At 48.3% G+C, this 23562-nt stretch carries 20 protein-coding genes; 14 read left to right on the top strand and 6 right to left on the bottom strand.

The features are described from left to right. The first annotated feature begins 344 nt into the window (after positions 1 to 344). From MTBPR1_RS05390 to MTBPR1_RS05355, 8 genes are all read left to right on the top strand, one after another. Positions 345 to 908 carry a UbiX family flavin prenyltransferase gene (locus MTBPR1_RS05390; protein ID WP_069186541.1) on the top strand — a complete coding sequence of 188 codons (564 nt, stop codon included), beginning with the start codon at positions 345 to 347 and terminating at the stop codon, positions 906 to 908. Beyond that, positions 901 to 2058, top strand: a complete 1158-nt coding sequence (locus MTBPR1_RS05385) for an MFS transporter (protein WP_069186540.1) — start codon at positions 901 to 903, stop codon at positions 2056 to 2058. The genes MTBPR1_RS05390 and MTBPR1_RS05385 overlap by 8 nt, the downstream gene beginning before the upstream one ends. Positions 2059 to 2091: 33 nt before the next feature. After that, positions 2092 to 2487: a hypothetical protein gene (locus MTBPR1_RS05380; RefSeq protein WP_069186539.1), complete on the top strand. Its 396-nt coding sequence runs from the start codon at positions 2092 to 2094 to the stop codon at positions 2485 to 2487. Between the two features lie 86 nt (positions 2488 to 2573). Then, positions 2574 to 3821 carry an efflux RND transporter periplasmic adaptor subunit gene (locus MTBPR1_RS05375; RefSeq protein ID WP_069186538.1) on the top strand — a complete coding sequence of 416 codons (1248 nt, stop codon included), beginning with the start codon at positions 2574 to 2576 and terminating at the stop codon, positions 3819 to 3821. Continuing rightward, positions 3818 to 6958 carry an efflux RND transporter permease subunit gene (locus MTBPR1_RS05370; RefSeq protein ID WP_083222911.1) on the top strand — a complete coding sequence of 1047 codons (3141 nt, stop codon included), beginning with the start codon at positions 3818 to 3820 and terminating at the stop codon, positions 6956 to 6958. The genes MTBPR1_RS05375 and MTBPR1_RS05370 overlap by 4 nt, the downstream gene beginning before the upstream one ends. Positions 6959 to 7031: 73 nt before the next feature. Continuing rightward, positions 7032 to 8681, top strand: coding sequence for a glucose-6-phosphate isomerase (gene pgi, locus MTBPR1_RS05365; protein WP_069186537.1), 1650 nt, complete (start codon positions 7032 to 7034; stop codon positions 8679 to 8681). A gap of 2 nt (positions 8682 to 8683) precedes the next feature. Further along, complete coding sequence (gene mutL, locus MTBPR1_RS05360) at positions 8684 to 10540, top strand: DNA mismatch repair endonuclease MutL (protein ID WP_069186536.1); 1857 nt, start codon at positions 8684 to 8686, stop codon at positions 10538 to 10540. 223 nt (positions 10541 to 10763) lie between these two features. Beyond that, on the top strand, positions 10764 to 11261 hold the full coding sequence (locus MTBPR1_RS05355) for an invasion associated locus B family protein (RefSeq protein ID WP_126465029.1): 498 nt from the start codon (positions 10764 to 10766) through the stop codon (positions 11259 to 11261). 8 nt (positions 11262 to 11269) lie between these two features. Here MTBPR1_RS05355 and MTBPR1_RS05350 read toward each other — a convergent pair whose 3' ends face one another. From MTBPR1_RS05350 to MTBPR1_RS05335, 4 genes are read right to left on the bottom strand one after another with little or no spacing between them, the layout of a single operon-like run. After that, positions 11270 to 11836, bottom strand: coding sequence for a DUF924 family protein (locus MTBPR1_RS05350; protein ID WP_083222909.1), 567 nt, complete (start codon positions 11834 to 11836; stop codon positions 11270 to 11272). A 16-nt stretch (positions 11837 to 11852) separates the two neighbouring features. Then, positions 11853 to 12464, bottom strand: coding sequence for an RdgB/HAM1 family non-canonical purine NTP pyrophosphatase (rdgB, locus tag MTBPR1_RS05345; protein WP_069186534.1), 612 nt, complete (start codon positions 12462 to 12464; stop codon positions 11853 to 11855). A gap of 4 nt (positions 12465 to 12468) precedes the next feature. After that, a complete protein-coding gene (gene rph / locus MTBPR1_RS05340; protein WP_069186533.1) occupies positions 12469 to 13191 on the bottom strand; it encodes a ribonuclease PH in 723 nt (240 codons plus the stop codon). Further along, positions 13188 to 13406, bottom strand: a complete 219-nt coding sequence (locus MTBPR1_RS05335; protein ID WP_083222908.1) for a DUF3126 family protein — start codon at positions 13404 to 13406, stop codon at positions 13188 to 13190. The genes rph and MTBPR1_RS05335 overlap by 4 nt, the downstream gene beginning before the upstream one ends. Before the next feature lie 168 nt (positions 13407 to 13574). On the opposite strand from MTBPR1_RS05335, the gene MTBPR1_RS05330 reads away from it, so the two are divergent. From MTBPR1_RS05330 to grpE, 3 genes are read left to right on the top strand one after another with little or no spacing between them, the layout of a single operon-like run. Then, on the top strand, positions 13575 to 14363 hold the full coding sequence (locus tag MTBPR1_RS05330) for a substrate-binding periplasmic protein (RefSeq protein ID WP_069186532.1): 789 nt from the start codon (positions 13575 to 13577) through the stop codon (positions 14361 to 14363). Positions 14364 to 14394: 31 nt separating this feature from the next. After that, complete coding sequence (gene hrcA, locus MTBPR1_RS05325; RefSeq protein ID WP_069186531.1) at positions 14395 to 15432, top strand: heat-inducible transcriptional repressor HrcA; 1038 nt, start codon at positions 14395 to 14397, stop codon at positions 15430 to 15432. Positions 15433 to 15453: 21 nt separating this feature from the next. Continuing rightward, positions 15454 to 16161: a nucleotide exchange factor GrpE gene (grpE, locus tag MTBPR1_RS05320; RefSeq protein ID WP_069186530.1), complete on the top strand. Its 708-nt coding sequence runs from the start codon at positions 15454 to 15456 to the stop codon at positions 16159 to 16161. 70 nt (positions 16162 to 16231) lie between these two features. Here the strand turns inward: grpE and MTBPR1_RS05315 are convergent, their stop codons facing one another. Further along, positions 16232 to 21088 carry an NAD-glutamate dehydrogenase gene (locus tag MTBPR1_RS05315; RefSeq protein WP_069186529.1) on the bottom strand — a complete coding sequence of 1619 codons (4857 nt, stop codon included), beginning with the start codon at positions 21086 to 21088 and terminating at the stop codon, positions 16232 to 16234. A 234-nt stretch (positions 21089 to 21322) separates the two neighbouring features. Here MTBPR1_RS05315 and MTBPR1_RS05310 point away from each other — a divergent pair, with 234 nt between their 5' ends. From MTBPR1_RS05310 to MTBPR1_RS05300, 3 genes are read left to right on the top strand one after another with little or no spacing between them, the layout of a single operon-like run. After that, complete coding sequence (locus MTBPR1_RS05310) at positions 21323 to 21661, top strand: hypothetical protein (protein WP_069186528.1); 339 nt, start codon at positions 21323 to 21325, stop codon at positions 21659 to 21661. A gap of 38 nt (positions 21662 to 21699) precedes the next feature. After that, positions 21700 to 22647, top strand: a complete 948-nt coding sequence (locus tag MTBPR1_RS05305) for a glycosyltransferase family 9 protein (protein ID WP_069186527.1) — start codon at positions 21700 to 21702, stop codon at positions 22645 to 22647. Continuing rightward, positions 22644 to 22826, top strand: coding sequence for a hypothetical protein (locus tag MTBPR1_RS05300; RefSeq protein ID WP_069186526.1), 183 nt, complete (start codon positions 22644 to 22646; stop codon positions 22824 to 22826). The genes MTBPR1_RS05305 and MTBPR1_RS05300 overlap by 4 nt, the downstream gene beginning before the upstream one ends. Here MTBPR1_RS05300 and MTBPR1_RS05295 read toward each other — a convergent pair. Next, on the bottom strand, positions 22821 to 23561 hold the full coding sequence (locus tag MTBPR1_RS05295; protein ID WP_069186525.1) for an FkbM family methyltransferase: 741 nt from the start codon (positions 23559 to 23561) through the stop codon (positions 22821 to 22823). The two genes, MTBPR1_RS05300 and MTBPR1_RS05295, sit on opposite strands and share 6 nt — an antisense overlap. Between the last annotated feature and the right edge of the window lies 1 nt (position 23562).

Raw genomic sequence — 23562 nt, 5'->3', positions numbered from 1 at the left:
AAAATCCATGCACAGGAACCATAGCGTTACATTTGAGAAGAGAGAGTGAAGTAGATCACAGTCATGGTCATATCCTTTAAAAGCAATACGAATTTATGGTCACGTTTTTGTGATCCCCACTAAAAATGTGCGAGATCAACTGGTAAAAAGTCCCCAAATATGGGCAACCTTCCCGTTATGTTCTCCATTATGGGGATTTTATCGGGTGAGTCAAGAATAACTCATTTATTTAGTCGAGTATTTCTTTTATAAGACGGTATTCCTGCAAAAGTGGGAAATTTGGTATATTGAATTTATGGCATTCTTGATCCCTGCTTTTTTTTGCGGGAATGACGAGGTGAGTGATGACCCTACCTATTATTATCGGCATTTCCGGTGCTTCTGGTGTGATTTACGGCGTGGAGCTTTTGCGCGCCCTAAAAGAGATCGGTCATCCCACCCATCTGGTGGTCAGTGATAGTGCACAGGTTAATCTAGAACTGGAAACCGATGTTTCTTTGGACGAGGTCAAAGCCTTGGCTGATGTGGTCCATGATACAAAAAATATGGGCGCTTCCATTTCCAGCGGGTCGTTTAAAACCAAGGGGATGATTATAGCGCCTTGTGCGATTAAGACCTTATCGGGTGTGGCCACATCGGATAATTCAAACCTGTTGATCCGCGCAGCTGATGTTTGTTTAAAAGAGCGTCGCCGCCTTGTCATGATGGTGCGCGAAACACCGCTTCATAAAGGCCATCTTGAATTAATGGCAAAATGCGCAGACCTTGGCGCAACCATATTGCCTCCGGTTCCCGCCTTTTATCATAAGCCCCAAACGGTTGAAGACATTATCCATCAATCCATTGGCAAGGCCTTGGACCAGTTTGATATCGAGCATAATTTGTTTGAGCGCTGGAAAGGTGTGTAAAGCCTCTGTGCCCCTGCTTGCCTTTCGTCTCTCCAGCTTTTACATCAGCATTTTTTTCGTCATTGGCTGTATGCTGCCCTTCTGGCCTGTGTGGTTGCAAGCCCGTGGCATGAGCGGGGTGGAAATCGGCATTCTCACTGCCATTCCGGTTTTGGGTAAAGTGGTGTTCTCCCCGCTGTTTGCCAGTTTGGGCGATAAGTTGGGGGAGCGAAAAAGGCTGATGCTGTTTTTCACCGCCACCTCCTTTTTTTGCTTTGCTGCCTTTTATTTCGTGGAAAGCTTTTTCGCCTTATTTATGGTCTCGCTCTTTTACGGTATAAGCTGGGCACCAATCATGTCGTTTGGCGATAACATTACCTTGTTATCTACGCGTAAAACCAAAATCCAGTATGGGCGCATGCGTTTGTGGGGGTCCTTAAGTTTTATTGCCATGTCCGCAGGGTTTGGCTTTATTTTGGAACTGACGAATGAGCAGGTGATTTACTGGACGATTTTAATCTCCATCCTCCTCACCTTGATGGCAATTTTAGGTTTGCCCGATGTGCGCATTGCGCCTTTGGGTCGGGCTGGCAAACCTGTGCGCACCCTTTTGATGGATCGAAAATTTCAGTTTTTTATGGCAACGGTGGCCTGTATTCATGGCTCCCACGCGCTTTATTATGCCTTTGCAACGCTTCATTGGCGCAGCCTTGGTTATAGTGACGGGTTTATCGGCTTTTTATGGGGGGAAGCTGTGGTGGCGGAAGTGATCTTTTTCATTTTTGGTGGGCGAATCGGGGCGCGTTTTGCCCCTTCAAGCTTGTTGCTTCTCGCCGCCATCGCCTGTGTGCTGCGTTGGGGCATACTGGCTTATGATCCGGGCCAAGGGGTACTTTTAGCGGTGCAAACCCTTCATGCCTTTAGTTTTGGGGCCATGCATTTAGGCGCGATGGCTTTCATGAGTCGCGCAGTTTCCCTTGAGTTTTCAGCCACAGCCCAAAGCCTTTATGGCGCCTCTGCTTATGGGGTGGGTGCGGGCATCACGCTGCTATTTGTTGGCTATTTCTATGAGAGCTTTGGGGTCGAGGCCTTTTTTATAATGACTCTAATGGGTGTTTTAGGCATCCTTTTGGGCCTTGCACTGAGACAGCATGAAAAACGCTCTGTGTAATTGACCCGCTAATGATCATTTGGATTAAATTCAATGAACGCGCCGCACCGCCGCAAAGAGTGGCTGGAGTTTAAAGACTGGTGTGGGCAGAGAAAGCTTAAGGCTTTTCCCGCCCATCCTTGGACTCTGTCTGCTTATATTGTTTGGCTGGAAGCCCATCGTCGTTATCGCACCCTTCACAAACGCATGGATGTGATTGCGCGTGTCCATATCCGCGCCTGTGTGCATTCTCCTGATCAAGAAGATTTGGTCAAACGCACCCTTGAAGCAATAGAAGCCAGACGCGCAGCAGGCCCGCATAAATCCTTTACAGGCAAAGACCTGTTAGAGCCGAAAAAACGCAAACTCAAACTTGCGGAAAAAGCTGAGAAGAAAAAGCTCAGTCATTTGCCACGTCTGGTCTCAAAACGTCCCCAACCCGAAATATAAAACCAAATAAGTGTGAGTTATTTCACTGTTTGGTAATATACTATTAAATACAATATACTCGACAAAATTTTTAAGGGTTTGGGTTTATGGAAATTTGGCAGCGTTTTAAAAAGCCATTGATTGCAGTTGGTATTGTTGTGGCGGCAATTGCGATATTTGCGGTTTTAAAGGCAACCAAACCACAGACACCTTTAAAAGAAGTCGAAGAACGTTTCTGGCCTGTGCAAACCCAAGAGGTTGCGTTTGGCGATGTGAAGCCGATTTTGCAAAGCTATGGTGAAATTCGCGCAGGCCGCGAGGCGGAATTGCGCGCCCAAGTCTCTGGCACGGTGATTTCCGTTCATAATGATTTAGGCGATGGGGCCTCGGTGCGCGCTGGTGATGTGCTGGTGACCATTGACGGGTTTGATTATCTCGCCACTGAAAAAGAACGCCATGCGGATTTAAAAGAAGCCGAAGCCAAGCTTGAAGAATTTAAGACCATGTTGGTGGGTGAAGAAAAGCTCCAGCCTGTTGATAAAAGGCAAGTCAATCTGGCCTCGCGCGAGGTAGAGCGCCAACGAAAATTGCTCAAACGCTCAGCCGTGAGTAAAAAGGCCTATGATGATGCGCTGACCAACTTAAATGATCGCAAGCAAAAACTGCTGGTGCGCGAACAAACTATTGCGCGTTATAAATCCCAAGTTATTCAGGCTGAATCGAGCCTTGAAAAAGCCAAAACCGCCCTGAGCAAAGCCCAGCGTGATGTGGCTGACACCCAGCTTAAAGCACCTTTTGAGGGTTTTTTAACAGATACGGATGTGACAGCAGGTAAGCAGGTTTCCACCTCAGACCGTTTGGGTCGCTTAATCTCTTTAGAGCGTTTAGAGGTGAGTTTCCATGTTAGTGAAGCTGATTATGCCCGTTTAACCCGCCTTAATGACTTAAAAGGGCGTAAAGTCAGCGTCAATGTAAGGCGCGGTGATAAAATCGCCTCATATGAGGCTGAAATCATCCGTATTGATGCCCGTGTGGACGCCACAACGGGCGGGCGTAAAGTTTTTGGTACTCTGTCTGGTCTGACGTTAAATACGGACCTGCGCCCCGGTGTGTTTGTTGAAGTGGGCATTCCGGATGAGACTTATCAAAATGTGGTTTCGCTTCCTGCGCGTGCGGTTCATGACAACAGCTTTGTCTATGTGGTGAAAGACGGGCGGCTTTATCAGCGCCAGATCAAAGTGGCTGCGCGCGATGGGGCGAATATGTTGATCAGCGAAGGCTTGCAAGGCGGAGATATCATCTGTGTCACCCGCTTTGCTGAAATGGGCATCGGCGTGAAGGTGATGATCAAATGACGATGGGTCATAATGAAAGCCGGTTTAATCTGGTCAGCATTTTCACACGCCATCGCACGGCCCCAAACCTATTGATGTTTTTGATGATCCTGCTTGGTGTGGTGGGGTTGATGCGCTTAAATGTGCAGTTTTTCCCAAGCTTTGGCATTGATGTGGTTTCCGTCTCGGTGAAATGGTCCGGTGCGGGGGCTGAAGATGTGGATGCCAATATCGTGCAGGCCCTTGAGCCTGAGCTGCGTTTTTTAGATAACGTTAAACATGTCAAATCCACCTCTAATGAGGGTTCGGCCTCAATCTCCATTGAGTTTGAAGCGGGTACTGAAATGCAGACCGCGCTATCAAATGTGGAAACAGCCATTGGCGGGGTGACGACCTTACCTGAAGATAGCGAAAAGCCTGTGATTAACCGGGTGGTGCGCTATGAGCCCATTACCCGCTTGTTACTCAGCGGGCCATATCCTGAAGCCGCCCTAAAAGCCATGGCAAAAGAAATGCGCGATGAGCTCTTGGCGCGCGGGGTGGATAAGGTCGATCTAAATGGGGCGCGCGATGAAGAGATTTGGGTGGATGTGCTGCCTGAAACCCTGCGTCGTCTCGATATGACCATTGATGATATTGCCAATCGTATTGCACGCATTTCTCAAGATATCCCCGCAGGAGTGACAGGGGGCGCTCAAGCCAAGCAAATCCGTGGTCTGGGTGAGGTGAAAACCGCTGAAGGTGTGGCAGATATCGAGATTTTGGCACGCCAAACGGGTGAGAAACTTAAATTATCTGATATAGCACAAGTGTCTGAGCGCTTTGAAGAAGATGGCGTGGAAGTGCGTTTTCAAAAAAATCGCGCTGTTGAATTACAGGTGCGTCGTTCCACCACTGCTGATGCGCTGGTGGTGGATAAAATTGTGAGCGAGTTTCTTACTGAAGTGCGCCCAAGCCTGCCGCCAAACATGCGTTTGGATCAATATGAAATTCAGGCCAATTTGATTAAAGACCGCATTAATCTCTTGCTTGATAATGGCCTGTCCGGTCTGGCTCTTGTGCTTGCCATTTTGTTTTTATTTTTAAATACACGGGTGGCTTTTTGGGTGGCAGCAGGCATTCCGGTTTCCATCCTTGCCACCATGTTTGTCATGAAGCTTTCAGGCCAGTCCATTAATATGGTCAGCCTGTTTGGCCTGATCATGGCAATCGGGATCGTGGTGGATGATGCCATTGTGGTGGGGGAACATTCTGAAACCTTGCGCCGGCGTGGGCTTTCCCCTGTGGAAGCCGCAGAAGGGGGGGCATTGCGTATGCTGACCCCTGTTTTTGCCTCCAGCCTCACCACCATTGCAGCCTTTATGCCCTTGCTTGCCATTTCAGATATTATGGGCCAGATCATAGCAGCGATCCCTTTTGTGGCGATCTCGGTGATTATTGCCAGTTTGATTGAATGTTTCCTCATTATGCCGGGCCATATGCGCCACGCCCTTAAAGGCAAGCCTGAAGAAGCCAATGGTTTTAGAAAGAAGTTTAACGACAAGTTCAACCATATCCGTGATGTGCATTTTGCCAATTTGACCTATCGCGTGTTGGAATATCGCTATGTCACCTTGGCAACGGCTGTGGCTTTTTTAATCATCAGTTTTGGCCTTGTAGCAGGCGGGCGTGTGGGCTTTCAGTTCTTTAAAGGACCAGAGGCCGAGCGGGTCTATGCCAATGTGGAAATGGTCGCAGGGACCCCGCGCAGTGAAACCCAGATTATGGTGGATGAGCTTGAGCGCGCGCTTTATATCGCCAATGAAGAACTTGGCGGAGAGTTGATTAAAACCCATGTGGCAAAAATCGGCACACGGGTGTCAGCAGGGGGCGGTCATGGGGGCTCGTCTTCCTCAGCAGGCAGTGACCATCTGGGCGGGATTTATGTGGAGCTGATTGAGTCCGATAAACGCGATATCCGCACAGAAGAATTTTTAAATATGTGGCGCAAAAATCTGGATCAAAAGGCGGGTTTGCAAAAGCTCACCCTCATTCCGGTTCAAGCAGGCCCGCCTGGGCGGGATGTGGATATCCGCATTAATGGCGATGATATTCAAAACCTCAAGGCCGCAGCCAATGATGTAGTGGGATTGTTAAAACGTTATCCCGGTATTTCTGCCATTGAAGATGACTTACCCTATGGTAAGGAAGAGGCGATTTTAGAAGTCACACCCCATGGTCAAGCCTTGGGCTTTACCACACAGGATGTGGCGCGTCAGGTGCGTGACAGTTTTGATGGTGCGATTGCCAAACGCTTTCCACGTGGTGATGAAGAAGTCTTGATCCGCGTGCAGTTTGACCGCGCCCATATCTCACAAACCAGCCTTGATGGGCTTTATCTGCGCAGCCCAAGCGGGGCAGAAGTGCCCTTAAGCCAAGTGGTCAATGTGCGCACCGAAACGGGTTTTGCCACGGTAAAGCGTGAAGATGGCACCCGTCAGGTCTCCATCACGGGAGAGCTTAATAAATCTGCCACCAGTACAGGCCAGATCATTGAGGCTTTAGAGCGCGATGGGGTGGATGATATTGCAGCAAAACATAAGGTGAGTGTTTCATTTGCCGGTAAAGCAGAAGAGCAAAAACGCACCTTTGGTGATATGCTCACAGGGGTCGTGGTTGGCTTTAGTGCCATTTACATCATTTTGGCATGGGTCTTTTCCAGTTATTCAAAACCCGTTGTGGTGATGTCGGTCATTCCCTTTGGGTTTGTGGGGGCGGCCTTTGGGCATTTCATCATGGGCTATGACTTAACGATTTTAAGCCTTGTGGCGCTGGTGGGCTTAAGCGGCATTGTGATTAACGATTCCATCATTTTGGTCTCAACGGTGAAAGAGCATCTTGATATGGGTGAAGATTCCTTAACCGCCATTGCACAAGGCACGATTGAGCGTTTGCGCGCCGTGATCCTGACTTCTGCCACCACCATTGGCGGGCTGACACCCTTGATGTTTGAAACGAGCCTTCAGGCACAATTTCTCATCCCCATGGCTATTACCATTGTCTTTGGCTTGATGGTGGCGACTTTGCTTGTGCTGGTGGTTGTGCCTGCCCTTTTAGCCGTGATGGAAGATATGAAGAATTTGCGCACAGGGATTCCCTTTTTAAAGAAAAGTGTCTAGTGTGTTCCTTGTGAAAGCAGGGGGCTCTTTTTAAAGCTTTTCTGTTTGGCAAAGGGAAAACACAGGTAAATTCATGAGCGCACTGACTCAAAGCACAGCATGGCAGGCCTTAGAGGCTCATCATCGGGAGATCAAACCGCTGCATATGCGCGATTTGTTTGAACAAGACCCGGAGCGTTTTGAAAAATTCTCTGAGCGCTCAACTGGTTTGTTGCTGGATTATTCCAAAAACCGCATCACCGAAGAAACCATGAAGCTTTTGTCAAATCTGGCAGATGAATGCGGTGTGTTAAAAGCGCGCGATCGCATGTTTGCGGGTGAACATATCAACATGACAGAAGACCGCGCGGTTTTCCATGTGGCGCTTCGCAACAGGTCTGAGCGCCCCATGATGGTGGATGGGCGCGATGTCATGCCCGATGTGCGCGATGTGCTAAATAAAATGCGCCGTTTTACCCAAGATGTACGCTCAGGCACATGGCGCGGTGTGACCGGGCGTCATATTAAAACGGTGGTCAATATCGGCATTGGCGGGTCTGACCTTGGCGTGATTATGGCCTTGCAGTCTTTGCGTAGCTATCAGCGCGATGATCTTTCCCCGCGCTTTATCTCAAATGTGGATAGCTCCCACCTTGTGGAGACTTTGCGCAACCTAGACCCGGAAACAACGCTTTTCATTGTGGCCTCAAAAACATTTACCACCCAAGAAACCATGCTCAATGCCACATCTGCGCGTTCATGGTTGGTAAAACGTCTGGGCTCAGGTGCGGTGTCAAAACATTTTGTGGCGGTTTCCACCAATGAGGAAAAAGTCGCGGATTTCGGCATTGATACGGATTATATGTTTCCCTTTTGGGATTGGGTCGGCGGGCGTTATTCCACATGGTCGGCGATTGGTCTCGCGATTGCGCTGGTCATCGGCATGGATAAGTTTGAAGAAATGCTTGAAGGCGCGCACGCCATGGATGAGCATTTCAGAACCTCACCCATTGAACATAATATGCCGGTTATCATGGCGCTTTTGGGGGTGTGGTATTCCAACTTTTTTGGCTGGTCCACCCATGCGGTGCTGCCTTATGATCAGTATTTAACGCGTTTTCCACAATATCTTCAGCAAGTGGATATGGAAAGCAATGGCAAGCGGGTTGATCTGGAAGGCCGTCCAGTTGATTATTCCACAGGGCCGATTGTTTTTGGTCATGCAGGCACCAACGCGCAGCATTCGTTTTTTCAGCTTCTTCATCAAGGCAGTTGGAAGTGTTCCATGGATTTTATCGGGGTGGCAAATAACCACCATCCTTTGCGCGAACATCAGACTATTTTACTCTCAAACTTCTTGGCTCAGACCAAAGCCTTAATGCGTGGTAAAACCGAAGATGAGGTGCGCGCAGAACTCAAAGCCGAAGGCCTGAGCGATGAAAAGATCGATCTGGTCGCCCCGCATAAGACATTTCCGGGAAACAAGCCGACCAACTCGATCATCTTGCCCTTGGTGACGCCTTTTACCATTGGTCAGTTGCTTGCCCTTTATGAGCATAAAATCTTTGTTCAGGGGATTTTGTGGAACATCAATTCCTTTGACCAATGGGGTGTGGAATTGGGCAAGGAACTGGCAAGCGAGATTAAACCAAAACTGATGGGCGAAGTGCCGATTATGGATGAGGATTCATCAACGGCTGGCTTAATTCACTATATGAAACGACTGAAGAAAGAATTTATCTAATTATGGGTATCCGTCTTCTCCCCCAAACATTGATTAACCAAATCGCCGCCGGTGAGGTGGTGGAACGCCCCGCTTCAGCCATGAAGGAATTGGTGGAAAATGCCATTGATTCTGGGGCTTCTAAAATTGATGTGGTGATGAAAGAAGGCGGGCGTGTGTTGTTATCCGTCACCGATGATGGTTGCGGCATGGGACCGGAAGAACTCGAACTTGCCGTGCAGCGCCATGCCACCTCAAAAATCCCGGATGAAGACCTGTTTAATATCGATACCTTAGGCTTTCGGGGTGAGGCCTTGCCCTCTATTGGTTCGGTTGCGCGCATGTCCATTACCTCGCGCACCAAAGAAGCGGAAAACGCTTGGTGTATCCGCGTTGAAGGCGGTGAGATAGAAGGGCCAGAACCCGCTGCCCACCCCCAAGGGACCCGCGTTGAAGTGCGCGATTTGTTTTTTGCCACGCCCGCGCGCTTAAAATTTTTAAAAGCCCCGCGTACAGAGTTAAACCATGGTTTGGACATGATGAAACGTCTTGCCATGTGCCACCCAGAGATCAGCTTTACCCTTTCTGATGGGGTGCGCAGCTTGTTAAAACTGCCCGCCAGCCATGGGGATTTGTTTGAAGCCATGCTGGAGCGTTTGCGCGGCATTATGGGGCGTGATTTTGCTGAAAATGCCATTGCGATTGATGTGGAGCGTGAAAATGTGCGCCTAAGGGGCCATATCAGCTTGCCGACGTTAAATAGGGGCAATAACGCGCTTCAATTCTTTTTTGTCAATGGTCGCCCAGTTAAAGATAAGCAGCTTTATGGCGCGGTGCGTGCAGCCTATCGTGATTTTCTTGCCCATGATCGCCATGCGCTTTTAGCCCTGTTTATTGAACTGCCCCCGCGCGCCGTTGATGTAAATGTGCATCCGGCAAAGGCAGAGGTGCGTTTTCGCGATGCCCAAGGGGTGCGTGGCCTGATTGTAAGCGGGCTTAAAAAAGCATTGGGCGGCGCTGGTCATTTAGCTTCCACCACGGTGAGTGAAGAAGCCTTAGCCTCCATGCAAGCGCCTCATCAAATGGATGCACAAGCCGTTGAGATGGCGCGCGCTATTACCTCAAGACCTGCAGGGGGCGGGGGCTTTGGGCATTATAATCCCATGCCAAATCCTTCCCAAGGCATGCGCGAGGCCGCAGCTGTTTTTCAGGCTCCTTTAAGTGGGCTTGATGCCCCACCGCAAGCCGATGTGCGCCAGTCTTCAGATGTGGAGATGAGCGATCCCCCTGCTGAATATCCTTTAGGTGTGGCACGCGCACAGCTTCATGAAACTTATATTGTCGCCCAAAGTGGCGATGCCATCATCATGGTGGATCAACATGCCGCCCATGAACGTTTGGTTTATGAACGTATCAAGAAAGATTTGGACGATAACGGGGTCAAGCGCCAAGGCCTGTTGATCCCCGAAGTGGTTGAGCTGGATATGGCAGATGCGGACCGTTTGGTTACCCGTGCAAGTGAGCTTGAAGAAATGGGGCTTGTCTTGGAAAATTTTGGTTCTGGCACAGTCGTGGTGCGTGAAGTACCTGCCATGCTTGGGGCCAAGGTGGATGTTCAGGGCCTGATTCAGGATATTGCTGATAGCTTAGCAGAGGTCGATGAGGCCATGGCTTTAAAAGATAAGCTGATGGATGTCTGTGGCTCCATGGCGTGTCACGGTTCTATTCGTGCAGGTCGCCGCTTAACACTGGATGAAATGAATGCACTGTTGCGTGAAATGGAAGCAACGCCCCATTCCGGTCAATGCAAACACGGCCGTCCGACCTATGTGGAGCTTAAGCTTAAAGATATCGAACGGCTGTTTGGACGTAGTGGTTAAGCCTTGCCGACTCTTATCGTTTTGGCGCCATTTTATAAGATAATATAGCCATGATCGCATAAAAATGATGGGAGGCGGTCATGGACTTATTCTTTGTCCTTTGACCATGTTGATGGTGACAACGCTTGTGGCACCTATTTTGCTGAAATATATTTATGGCGATCAGGGCTGTGGTTAGAATTTGTTAAGGCTCTTGTGCTATGACAAAGTCATGATGAAACGCATGACATATATTTTTTCTTTTGTGACGGCTCTGGTCCTGTCTTCAGGGGCTTTTGCCGCCGGTTTTGAGTTTTTAGGCCCCCATGGTGATTGGGACGTTTTTGCTGATAAAAAGGCAAAAGCTTCTGTGTGCTATATTGCCTCCGTTCCCACCAAGGCCAGCCATTCTAAAAAACGCAGTGACATTTACGTTTTAGTGACGTTGCGCAAAAACGAAGGTTTTAAGGATGTGGTGAGTTTCCATCAGGGCTACCCACTGAAAAAGAACAATGATGTTCGCGTTCAGATCGGTAAAAAAGGCTATAAGCTGTTTGGCTCTGGTGAAACTGCCTGGACTTATGAAGCCAAAGACGATGCATCCTTAGTCAAAATGATGCGCGCAGGCTCAAACATGAGCGTGAAGGGGACCTCCACACGCGGGACAAAAACCACAGATGTTTATTCCCTTAAAGGGATTTCTGCGGCTTATAAGACCATGCGCAAGGCTTGCTCGAAGTAATTTAACGATTAAAAGCGCGATCCGGGTTGGTTGAGGAAAGCAATTTCCTCTTCCGTACTGGCGCGGCCCAAGACGTCATTGCGATGGGGGAAACGGCTGAATTTTTCAATCACCATCTGGTGCTTAACGGCATATTCGCTGTAGCCTTCATCACCTAATGTGTTGATCAAGGTAACACTGGCGTTTTGATCTACAGCACTTTCGCTATGTTCCATCGGCAGATAGAGAAACAGTCTTGGCCCCAGGGGAAGATGCTGATCAAACCCCATCTCAACCGCATGGCGGGTGATTTTGCGCGCTTGAGCATCGGTTGCAAAAGCTTTTTTGGAATCGCGAAACATATTGCGCGGGAATTGGTCAAGCGCGATGACCAAGGCAACTGCACCCAGTGGCGTGTTTTGCCAGTTTTGCAGCTCACCTTTAGCGGCCTTTTCATAGACTTCTGAAAATTCATCAGTGATCTGTTTGTCAAAATCAGCATTTTTAACCCACCATTCTTCACGGTGAGTGGCCATTTCAGCCGGATTGATGCTGTTAAACCAGAAAGTCAGGATGCGGTTGATATCTTTACTCATGGCTCACTCTTTTTTATCAAGAAAAACAGGCGGCAACCAATTGCTGGAAGGCGTCGGCGCGGTGGCTGATTTTATGTTTTTCAGCCGGGTCCATTTCGGCAAAGGTAATGTCATACCCGTTGGGGATAAAGGTTGGATCATAACCAAAACCTTTCTCACCACGTGCAGGCCATGTCATTTGGCCTTCAACACGACCTTCAAACACTTCTGTATGACCATCAGGCCATGCAAGGGAAAGTGCACAGATAAAGGCGGCTGAGCGATCAGCCTTTTGCTCAATGGTGTCATATTCAGCCACCGCATCAGCAACTTTTTTCTGGGCACGATCAAAATCTTTGCGCGGGCCTGCCCATCGTGCTGAATAGATGCCCGGTGCGCCGCTTAAAATAGCAACGCTAAGACCGGAATCATCAGCAAGTGCAGGCAGGTTTGAGGCTTTGGCGGCTGCTAAAGATTTAAGCAGGGAGTTTTCTTCAAACGTTTCACCGGTTTCATCAGGTTCAGGCAGGTTTAAATCGCCCGCTGAAATAACTTCCATACCAAAAGGGGCAAGAAGGTCCTGAATTTCACGTACCTTGCCCGCATTATGGCTGGCAATAACGAGTTTTCCGGCTTCGAGTTTGCGCATGATTTTACTCCAGACCTAAGGCTTCACGCTGTTTAATAGCTAACTCCCCAATGCCTTTTTGGGCAAGGCTAAGAAGTTGCATGAATTCATCTTGGGAAAAGGGATCTTCTTCGGCTGTACCTTGAATTTCCACAATGCCATTGCTGCCTGTGAGCACAAAGTTGGCATCAGCCTGAGCGTTACTGTCTTCATCATAATCCAGATCAAGAACAGGCGTGCCTTCAAAAATACCACAAGAAACCGCAGCCACTTCACAAGTGAGCGGAATGGTTTCCAACTTGCCTTCTTCCCTCATTTTTTGAAAAGCCGCATACATGGCGACATAGGCCCCCGTAATGGAGGCTGTGCGTGTCCCGCCATCAGCCTGGATCACATCACAATCCACACGGACTTGAATTTCGCCCATGGCTTTAAGGTCACAGACCGCGCGCAAGGAGCGACCGATCAGGCGTTGAATTTCTTGTGTGCGACCCGATTGTTTTCCGCTTGAGGCTTCACGACGCATGCGACCGTGGGTGGAGCGTGGCAACATGCCATATTCTGCTGTCACCCAGCCCTCACCGGAGCCACGCATCCAACCGGGGACTTTTTCTTCCACGGTGGCGGTGCATAAAACATGGGTGTCACCAAATTTAATCAGGCAGGAACCTTCTGCATATTTGGAGAAACCCATTTCAAAGCTGATGTCGCGCAGTTGGTCGGCAGCGCGGCCGCTTGGACGTGTCATAGGTCGATCAGATCGTCTTCGATGATGGAGATATTGAGATCATAAGACACTTCGCCTTCGTCTTCGTCACGGTGCAGCACGCCAATGAATTCGTCCAGAACATAGACTTCAATCGGGTGTTCCGGCTTCTTTGGCGGTTGGATGCGGATTTTGTCGTTACCAAATGTTTTGCGCAGGTGCGCGGTGACTTTTTGGATTTCGTCCATCGTGATCATTTTTTCGTATTCCCATACAGCGTGAATTTGTTAACTCGGGTGTACCATAGGGTTTTGGTCAAGGACAATAGTTAACACGCAAGAAGATTGAGGAAGCCATGGTAAAGATAAAGAAGCAAGGCTGAAAATGTGCTATTGTGGTCTGGTAATTAAATGGGTGTCTGCTTTATGAGACTTTTGTTTTTGGCTGTTTTTATGGGGCTTATGGGGTTGGCAAGGCCCGCTCAGGCCCATGAATGCAACAAAGTCATTGCAACGGCCCATCCTGAATATCCGCCCTATCACTGGAAGGCTAATGGCAAAATCATTGGGGCCAGTGTTGCGCTGACTAAAAAGATATTTGATGAACTTGGTATAGAGTTTGAGGCCCGTTATGAGGGGCCGTGGAAACGGGTGTTGAGTTCTGCCAAAGCGGGCCGATTTGATATGGTGCTTGCCTTAAAGAAAACCCAAGAGCGTGCGCTGTTTTTAGAATTTACCACAAAACCGATTGCGCCTAACCCATTTGCGGTTTTTATGAAGGCGAATTCAGCCTTTGAATATGATGAATGGGCCGATCTCATCAATAAAAAAGGCGGTAAAAATGCCGGGGACCGTTATGGGGGCTCTTTTGATTCATTTGCGCAGAAATTTTTGACACTTGAAGATGGTTTTTCCACAGAAAGTAATTTGAAAAAACTTTTAAGCGGTCGCACGGAATATTTCATTCATGGGCGTTATGTGGGGTTGGCGCATTTTTCAACACTTAAAAATGGTGATCAGGTAAAGCCCCTTGAGGTCAATATCAATGACGGCGTGATCCATAGTGGGTTTACCAAAGGCTCTCCCTGTAAGGTTTTTCTGCCCTATGTGTCGCGTCGTTATGGGGAAATGTTGCAAAGTGGTGAAGCTCAACGGACCTTGTTGGAATATGTTGATCGTTGGGCAGAATTTGCAAAGTCTGAGCAGAAGAATTGACGCATCAGGGTATCCGCACTAAATTTCTTTCATGTTAAGTAATTTAAACGATAGATCGCGTGATATTTTTAGGCGCATTGTGGATGCTTATATGGCAACGGGTGAGCCTGTGGGCTCACGCACGGTTTCCAAATTGCTGGAAAATTCCTTATCGCCAGCCTCCATTCGCAATGTGATGGCTGATCTTGAAGATATGGGGTTGCTCCATTCCCCCCATGCCTCTGCCGGGCGGATGCCAACGGAAGCGGGGTTGCGCCTGTTTATCGACGGGGTGATGGAAATTGGTGATTTACCGGAAATGGAACGGCGCACCATTGATGCAGAATGTGCAGCAAAAGGTCGCCAGTTTGATGATGTGATGAATGAGGCCTCAGGCATGATTTCGGGCCTGTCCGGTTGTGCCTCACTCGTGTTTGCGCCAAAAGCGGATTCGCCGCTGAAACATATTGAATTTGTCAATTTATCACCGGGGCGCACCTTGGTGATTATGGTGATGGAAAATGGCGTGGTGGAAAACCGCGTGATTGAAACCCCACCTGATATCCCACCCAGTGCCTTGGTGCAGGCCAGTAATTATCTGGGGGCCAAGCTGGTTGGGCAAACCGTTTCAGGCGGGGTTGATGAAATAAACAAGGAATTGCAAAGCCATAAGGCGCAACTTGATGAGCTGACAACCCGCGTTGTGGAAACCGGATTGGCCCAATGGGCAGGTGGTTCAGCTGATTCAGGCTCGCTTATTGTGCGTGGACAGGCCCATTTATTGGATGATATATCCGCCGTTGGCGACCTAGAACGCATCCGCTCGTTATTTGAGGCTTTGGAAACGAAAGAAACCCTGCTAAAGCTTCTGCGCCTTGCGGATCATGCAGAAGGCGTACAAATATTTATTGGGTCGGACAATCCGTTGTTTAACGTGTCCGGCTGCTCTATGGTGGTGGCCCCGTTTCATGACGGTCATCAAAAAATTGTCGGCGCCATTGGTGTGATCGGTCCAACCCGTATCAACTATGCGCGCATCATTCCGATGGTTGATTATACCTCTAAGGTTATCGGCCGTTTAATTGGTTAACTAGGTTAAAGAGAAGACAAAATGTCAGGCGAAAATACACAAGCAACACCTGAAAATAACGAAGAAGTCATTGAAGAAACAGCAGCTCCACAGCAGGCAGAAGCCCCGGTTGAAGAGACACTGGAAGCAGATGTTCAAGGGTTTGCTGAAGAGGGAAAAGCCGGTGATCGTGTTGCCCAGCTGGAAGCCGAACTGGCAGAAATGAAAAGCAAATGGATGCGTGCGGTTGCTGATGAGCAAAATGTGCGCCGCCGTGGGGAGCGTGAAAAACAAGACGCGCTTAAATACGGCGTGACCAACTTTGCGCGTGAAATGGTTTCTGTGGCTGATAACCTGAGCCGCGCAATGGACAGCACACCAGAAGACATGAAAGACACCGATGTGATCAAAGGTGTTGAAATGACCGAGCGTGAGCTGCAAAACGCTTTTAACAAAGCCGGTATCAAGCGCATTGAGGCGGCAGGCCAGCCCTTTGACCATAACTTGCACCAAGCCATGTTTGAAATTCAAGACCCAAGCCAGCCTTCAGGCCTTGTTGGTCAGGTGATGCAGGATGGTTATGTGATCCATGACCGTTTGTTGCGTCCAGCCATGGTTGGTGTGACAAAAGGCGGTCCAAAATATGAAGCCCCTTCTGAGGAAGCCCCAGCTGATGAAGCCGCTGCTGCCACGGATGCTTATGAAAATGCAGGCGCTGAGTCAGGTGAAAAGCTTAATCAGGAAACCTGATCTAAAGTAAAAATATCTTAGATAGAAGATCAAAAGCCCTCGCAAACAGATGATGCGAGGGCTTTTTTCTTTATTGAGAGATCATATCGCGCAGTTGTTTGGCAGCAACCGTTAACATGGCGAAATCAACACCTGGTGTGGTTTTCATTTCTGCCAGCATCTGGTCGGTTTGGTCTACAACGGTTTGGTTTTGCTCAATCCATTTCTCAAGACCATCTAACGCATCGGCCCCTTTATTATGATGTTCAATCGCGCCATAGGTCAGGGTGGACTGATAAGTATAGAGGTCTTCGATCAAGGCCCCGACCGCCAGTTTTTGCCAGTGGTTTTTCAGGCCGAGTTGCTCGCCTGTTGCGCGCATCCATCCCAGATCAAAGCGCGCGCCAACAGCAAAGTAGATTTTTGAGACATTAACCACATCCATATCGCGTGAATGGGCAATGCCGACAATATCACAGCCAGAAACCAGAACCACTTTACCGGCAACACTTTTGGCAAGCTTTTCAGGCACGCCATTATCAATAAAGGTCTGGGCCTGATTTAGATGGGCTGCAAGTACATTTTCAGGCAAGACGTCTTCAAGGCGCTCGCCAAGTTTTTGTAGCCCATCTGAAAAGGCTTCAACGGTTTTGCCGATATCAATGGGGTGTTCACAATTGCGCAAGAACCATTTGGTGCCGCGATCAATCAGGCGGTTTACCTGAATGAGCATACGCACCTGTTCTTGGGCTGAAACCTTGTTATCCAAGGCTTCAATTTCTTCCCATGTTTCGCGCAGGCCAAATGAATCTCGGGTGATGAGATAGGCACGCGCAATATCATCCGGTGTGGCATTGGTATTTTCCATAGTCTGGGTAACAAATGTGCCGCCCACACGGTTGATCAGGGAATTGGTGATATGGGTTGCGATAATTTCACGACGCAGCATATGTTTGGTAATCTGAGATTCAAATGTCTGTTGAAGGTCAGAGGGGAAATAACGGATGAGGTCTTCTTCAAGACGGGGGTCATCCGGTAGTTTTGATTCCAGTAACTGATCATAAAGCCAGATTTTAGCATAAGGCATTAAGACAGAAATTTCCGGTCGGGTCAGGCCTTTTTGCGCAGCTTGACGTTCAGCCAGCACTTCATCATTGGGCAGAACTTCCACATCACGGTCCAAACGCCCATTGCGCTCAAGATATTTCATCAAGCGGGCTTGTTGATCAAGCAAGTCAGTTGCGCGTTCATGGATCATGGTGATGGCTTGGCTTTGCAGGTAGTTGTCACGCAAGACAAGTTCTGAGACCTCATCGGTCATCTGTTCTAACAGTTTGTTGCGTTGTTTGGTGGTCATATCACCATCAGCAACCACTTGGTTGACCAGAATTTTGATGTTTACTTCATGGTCAGAACAATCCACCCCAGCTGAGTTATCAATGGCATCGGTGTTGTTGCGCCCGCCATGTAAGGCATATTCAATCCGACCTTTTTGCGTACAGCCAAGGTTGGCGCCCTCGCCAATAACCTGACAGCGCAGCTCTGGTGCATCAATGCGAATCGCATCATTGCCGCGATCGCCCGTATCTGCATCTGATTCGTGGCTTTCCTTAATGTAGGTCCCAATGCCCCCAAACCAGAGCAGTTCGATCTCTGATTTTAAGATGGCGCGAATAAGCTCGCTGGGGGAAAGCGACTTGGTGTTTTTAGGCAGGCTTAAGGCTTTTCGAATTTCAGGGGTGATATCAATTTGCTTGGCGGAACGCTCAAAGATACCGCCGCCTTTTGAAATGAGCGATGTATCATAATGATCCCAGCCTTTAACCGCATCAAACAGGCGTTTGCGCTCTTCCCATGATTTGGCTGAGTCTGGATTGGGATCAATGAAAATATGCATATGGTTAAAGGCAGCGACCAAACGGATGTGTTTGGACAGCAACATGCCGTTACCAAAAACATCACCGCCCATATCACCGACACCAACAGCAGTGAAATCTTGCGTCTGGATGTCTTTACCGATTTCACGGAAATGGCGTTTGACCGATTCCCACGCCCCTTTGGCGGTGATGCCCATTTTCTTATGGTCATAGCCAACAGACCCGCCAGAAGCAAAGGCATCGCCCAGCCAATGGCCGTATTCTTCAGAGACACGGTTGGCGATATCAGAAAAAGTCGCGGTGCCCTTATCGGCAGCAACTACCAGATAAGGATCATCGTCATCATGGCGAATAACCTGTTGGGGCGGGATGACTTTGCCGCTGATATAATTATCGGTGAGATCAAGCAGACCGCGAATAAAGGTGATGTAACATTCAATGCCCTCACTGATAAAGGCATCGCGCCCGCCTTCATTTGGCGGTTGTTTGACCACAAAGCCGCCTTTTGAACCCACAGGTACAATAACGGCGTTTTTCACTTGCTGGGCTTTTACCAGACCAAGGATTTCAGTGCGGAAATCTTCCCGGCGATCAGACCATCTTAGGCCACCGCGCGCAACCGGACCACCACGCAGGTGCACTCCTTCGATGCGCGGGCTATAGACGAAAATTTCACGCCAAGGCCGCGGTAAGGGCAGGTCTTCAATTTCCATAGAGTTGAACTTGAAGGAGACGTAATTTTTAACTTCTCCCGTGCCGCGCTCTTTTTGGAAATAGTTTGTGCGCAATGTGCAATCAATCAGGTTGAGGAAGCGGCGCAAAATCCGGTCTTCATCGGCATTTTGTACGCTATCAAGGATATCTAGAATTTCACTGCGAATGCTGTTGATTTTCTTGTCATCTTGCTGACGCTCTGGATCAAACTTCTCATAGAAAAGATCAATCAATAAGCGGGTGACTTGCGGGTTATAGGCAAGGGCACGCTGCATATAGGTTTGTGAAAACGGAATATTGGCTTGGCGCAGGTATTTACATAAAGCGCGCAGCAACATAACAGGCCAAGGCTGAATGCCTGCCTGAATAACCAGACGGTTAAAACCGTCATTTTCAACACTGCCGTTCCAGACATGGCGAAAAGCTTCTTGGAAACTTTTGCGAATGGCAGAAAGATCGACCCCTTCACCCGTTGAGGTTTCCAGCCCGAAATCATGCATCATGATGACATCCATATCGGCCTGGCTTGGCTTAATGGGATAAGGATGCTCATCTAAAACCAACAGCCCCATATTTTCCAGCATGGGTAAAACATGAGAAAGCGGCACGGCTTTATTGGGATGATAAAGCTTAAAGCGCACCACATTTTGCGCTGCTTCAATCGGGCGATAAAGGCTGAGTTGAAGCTCACCAGTTTCAATCACATCATCAAGCTTGGTGATATCTGAAACGGCGACGGCTGCATTGTGGCTTTCAATATAGCCTGCGGGAAAAGCACTGCCATAACGGCGGAACTGCTCAAGGCCTTTTTCTTCCCCATTGCTGGTGACAAGCTGGTCGCGCAATTGATCAGGCCAGTTGCGCGCCGCATCAATCAGTTGAGATTCAACTTCAAAAATATCAACGGACTTTTTGCGTTTACCCGGTGTGGAGACAATCACATGTAAGCGGGCCAGTGGCGCATCCCCAATCTGGGTGTAAAAGGCCATGACTTCACCGTTAAAGGCGCGCTCCAAGATATCCTGCATGAGATGGCGCAGCTCAGTCGTCATACTGTCGCGCGGGATATAAATCTGGCAGGAGGCAAAACGTTTGAAATCATCTTGGCGCACAAATAGGGCCACGCGCTGGCGCTCTTGTAGATGGAGAACACCCATACAAATTTCATAAAGGTCATCTTCAGAAATTTGAAACAGCTCATCGCGTGGGAATGTATCGATGATATGAGCCAAAGCTTTTCGGTTATGGCTGGAGGGCTCAAAATTTGCCTTTTGCATGACATGGCTTGATTTCATGCGCATGAGCGGAATGTCATGGGGGGCACGGCTGTAGGCCGCAGATGTAAAGAGCCCGACAAAGACCCGTTGACCAATAACTTTGCCTTTTGCACCATAACGTTTGATGCAAACTACATCCATATAAACCGGGCGATGGACCATGGACTTATGGGATGTTTTTGCCAGCATGATGGGCGTGCTGTCTTCGGTGAAACGGCCTTTTTCTGAGGCCGGGCTGGTGGCAAGCTGGCTGATCTCATCTAAAATATTGGATTTTGGATTAGACAAGATGCCTAAAGCCCCATCCATTACCGGGACAACGGTTTTTCCCTTAATCTCAAAATCACAGGCCCCTAAGAAGGTGAAATGATCATCATGGACCCACTGCATGAAATCGCAAAACTCACGGTATTCTTCGGATTTGGCATTGGGCAGTTTTTTTGTGAGATGATCAGTGGTTTCTTGAGCGAAATCACGCATTTTAAGCCAGTCACGAACCGCGGCGTTGCCTTCTTCCAAGCAATGGGTAAGGCTGTCATGGATTTCTTGAAGATGGTCCATATTGGAATGGCGATTGACCAAAAAGAGCATGAAAGACTCTTTTGCACAGGTCTTGCCACAAATTTCGACCTCTTTGGCATTACAAGTGGCTCTTAGGCGTCCATCTTCTTCGCGACAAAGCTGAATGACCGGATGGATGGTCAGATAGATGGTCATATCATGTTCAGCCAAGGCAGATGCAATGGAATCAACCAAGAAGGGGCGGTCTGTTGTGCAAATTTCAACAACCGTATGATCGCTTTGCCAGCCGTGTTCTTCCAAGTTTGGGTTATAAACCCGAATGAGGCTTTCCTCACTTTGTCGCTGATAGGCAAAGCGCCAAAAAGCAAGGGCGGAACCATAAACCTCTTCCTCGTTTCGACCGATCAGGTCACGAGGGGGGACTTTTTCAAAGAATTGTCGAACAAATTTTTCAGCATCAAGCTTTTCAGCTTTGGGCAGGCGGTCATTGATGAGTTTGGCAACCTTATTGATGAGGTCAGCCTTTTGCTGTTCCGACTTCGAGAGCGTCTTATTCATCCCATTCATCCCTGTTTTCGCCCACTTTTTGCGGGTCGTTAAACATGTGAGGTTTTTTCCTCTATATTAAAGGCTAGGAAAAAATCACGAATTTACAAGTAAATACGCGCAATTTGTTGATTTATTATGAATTTTCCCCAGATATATCCTTTTATATAAGGCCAAGAGCACGTATATTTACGTAAATGAGTAAAAAGTAGGTGCGGTGTGAGCAAGCAAATTAAAGATTCGGACATGTCACAAGAGGGGGAAAATTTACCCGTTGAAGGTGATGTCTTGGCCTCGCTGGATGAGTGGCGCCGTCATTCTTTAAATGAGGCGGTTGAAGAGCCGAGCTGGACGAGCAAACATCCGATTAATATTCGCTTGAGCATTCCCTTTATCAAAAAACAATATTATCTCACCATCGTGGGTGGGCGTGAGAAGCGCAGTCAGGAACGTCGTTTTGAAGAACGTTCCAGCCATCCGTTGCGCACATTTATGAATATGTTGTTTGCTCTTGGTGTGGTCAGTGGGGCGACTGTTTTGATGCTGGTTTTTCTAGCCCTTTACAGTTCCATCATTGAGTTTTAAAAGAGTGACGGTTTCATCAGACCCGAAGGTCTAATATTTTGCGCATTCTTTTCATTACATCCACACGTATCGGTGATGCGGTTTTATCAACAGGCTTGCTCAATAATTTAATTGAGCGCCATCCAGAGGCAAAATTTACCATTGCCTGTGGCCCGGTGGCAGCGCCCTTGTTTGAAGCCACCCCGCAGGTGGAACGCATCCTTGTGATGACGAAAAAGAAACGCTCCATGCATTGGGTTGATTTGTGGAAAGAGTGCGGCTTTACATGGTGGTACCGCGTGATTGACCTGCGCAATGGGCCGATCACTTACCTGTTTCCCACACTGCGTGGCACGCATTTATTGCGCGATGATAAATCAAAACACCGTGTGGAACTTTTCTCAGACCTTCTTGATCTCGATATCGCCCAAGGCCCCGTGTTATGGACCAATGAGGCCCATGAAGAACAGGCCGATACCTTATTGCCTAAGGGGGAAAAAATTCTCGCTGTGGGGCCAACGGCAAATTGGCGCGGGAAAACATGGCGCGCAGAAAACTTCTTAGAACTTTGCCAACGCCTCACCGCCCCTGATGGCCCCTTAGCCGGGGTGAAAATCGCCCTGTTTGGTCATGTCTCTGAGCGTGAACAGGCACAAGGATTGATTAACGGGCTGGAGGAAAGCCAGAAGATTGATTTAATTGGCGAACATAGCCTGCCCGTTGTCTATGCCTGTTTGAAACGCTGTTCATTTTATGTGGGCAATGACAGTGGCCTGATGCATATGTCGGTGGCGGCAAACATCCCCACCCTTGGCCTTTTTGGCCCAACACAGGAAAAACTCTATAGCCCTTGGGGGGAGCATTGCGCAACCGTGCGCACCAAAGTGCCTTTTCTCGAGCTGTTTGGTGAAAATTTCGATCACAAAAAAACCGATAGCCTGATGGACAGTTTATCGGTAGATATGGCGTATGAAGCTGCCCTTAACCTGTGGAAGAAACAGTCATGAGCCTTGATGAACTGATCAAAGAATATCCGTTTCTTGAAGATATGGTTCAAGCGATTGATGACCCGTTCACCCTTGTCCTTGTTTTTGGTTCAACCATCGTATTGGCGATGCTGGTTTTATTGCGGGTGACTTTTTTGAGTATGGGAAAAGCAGATCAAAAACGTCGCGACACCTTATAGGGTATAGTCCCAGCCATTACGGGCAAAGAGGGCTGTTGATCCACAATAAGAAAAACAGTGATAGCCATTATTTTTGATGAGCTGATAGACTTCTTTATTGATCACGTCTTCAACCGTTTCAGCATGGATTTCACAGATGATCACATCAGGGGCATATTTGTGAAAATCAAAGGTACCCAGAACGGACATTTCATGGCCTTCAACATCGACATTAAGCACATCGATTTTTTTGTCACCAAGGTTTTCAGCAATGGTTTTATTTAAAGGCTGAGATTTGATTTTTTCAATAGTGTAAGGCTTGCCAATAAGTTTAGCGCCTTCGTCAGCGGCTTCTTTATCAAGAGTGTTTAAACCGCTGCCCGGATCAAAAATATACGATTCGATCTCGCCTTCTTCATCACTGATGGCACATTGAATGCTGATATCGCGTTTTCTTAGGCGCGAGCATAACATGATGTTATCGGCTGTCAGGTCAATGTTGAGGCCATGCCAACCCATTTTATAAAGTGGGTAGGTTGTGTTGCCAATAACCGGATGGTTACAGCCTACATCAACAAAAACCCCTTTATAGTTTTTCTTTTTAAAACGCCCGATGCGATAGATGCGAGAGACGATTAAGTCTTCGCCCCAGCTGGCATAGGCTTGGAAGGGGGTGTGTTTTATCAGGCGGTACAGCTTATAGAGAAAACGGTGTTTAACGTGTTTTTCTTTAAGGTCGCGAATTGTCTGTTTCATG

The sequence above is a fragment of the Candidatus Terasakiella magnetica genome (assembly GCF_900093605.1).
Lineage (GTDB): Bacteria > Pseudomonadota > Alphaproteobacteria > Rhodospirillales > Terasakiellaceae > Terasakiella > Terasakiella magnetica.
This window is presented reverse-complemented; position numbering and strand designations above follow the sequence as displayed.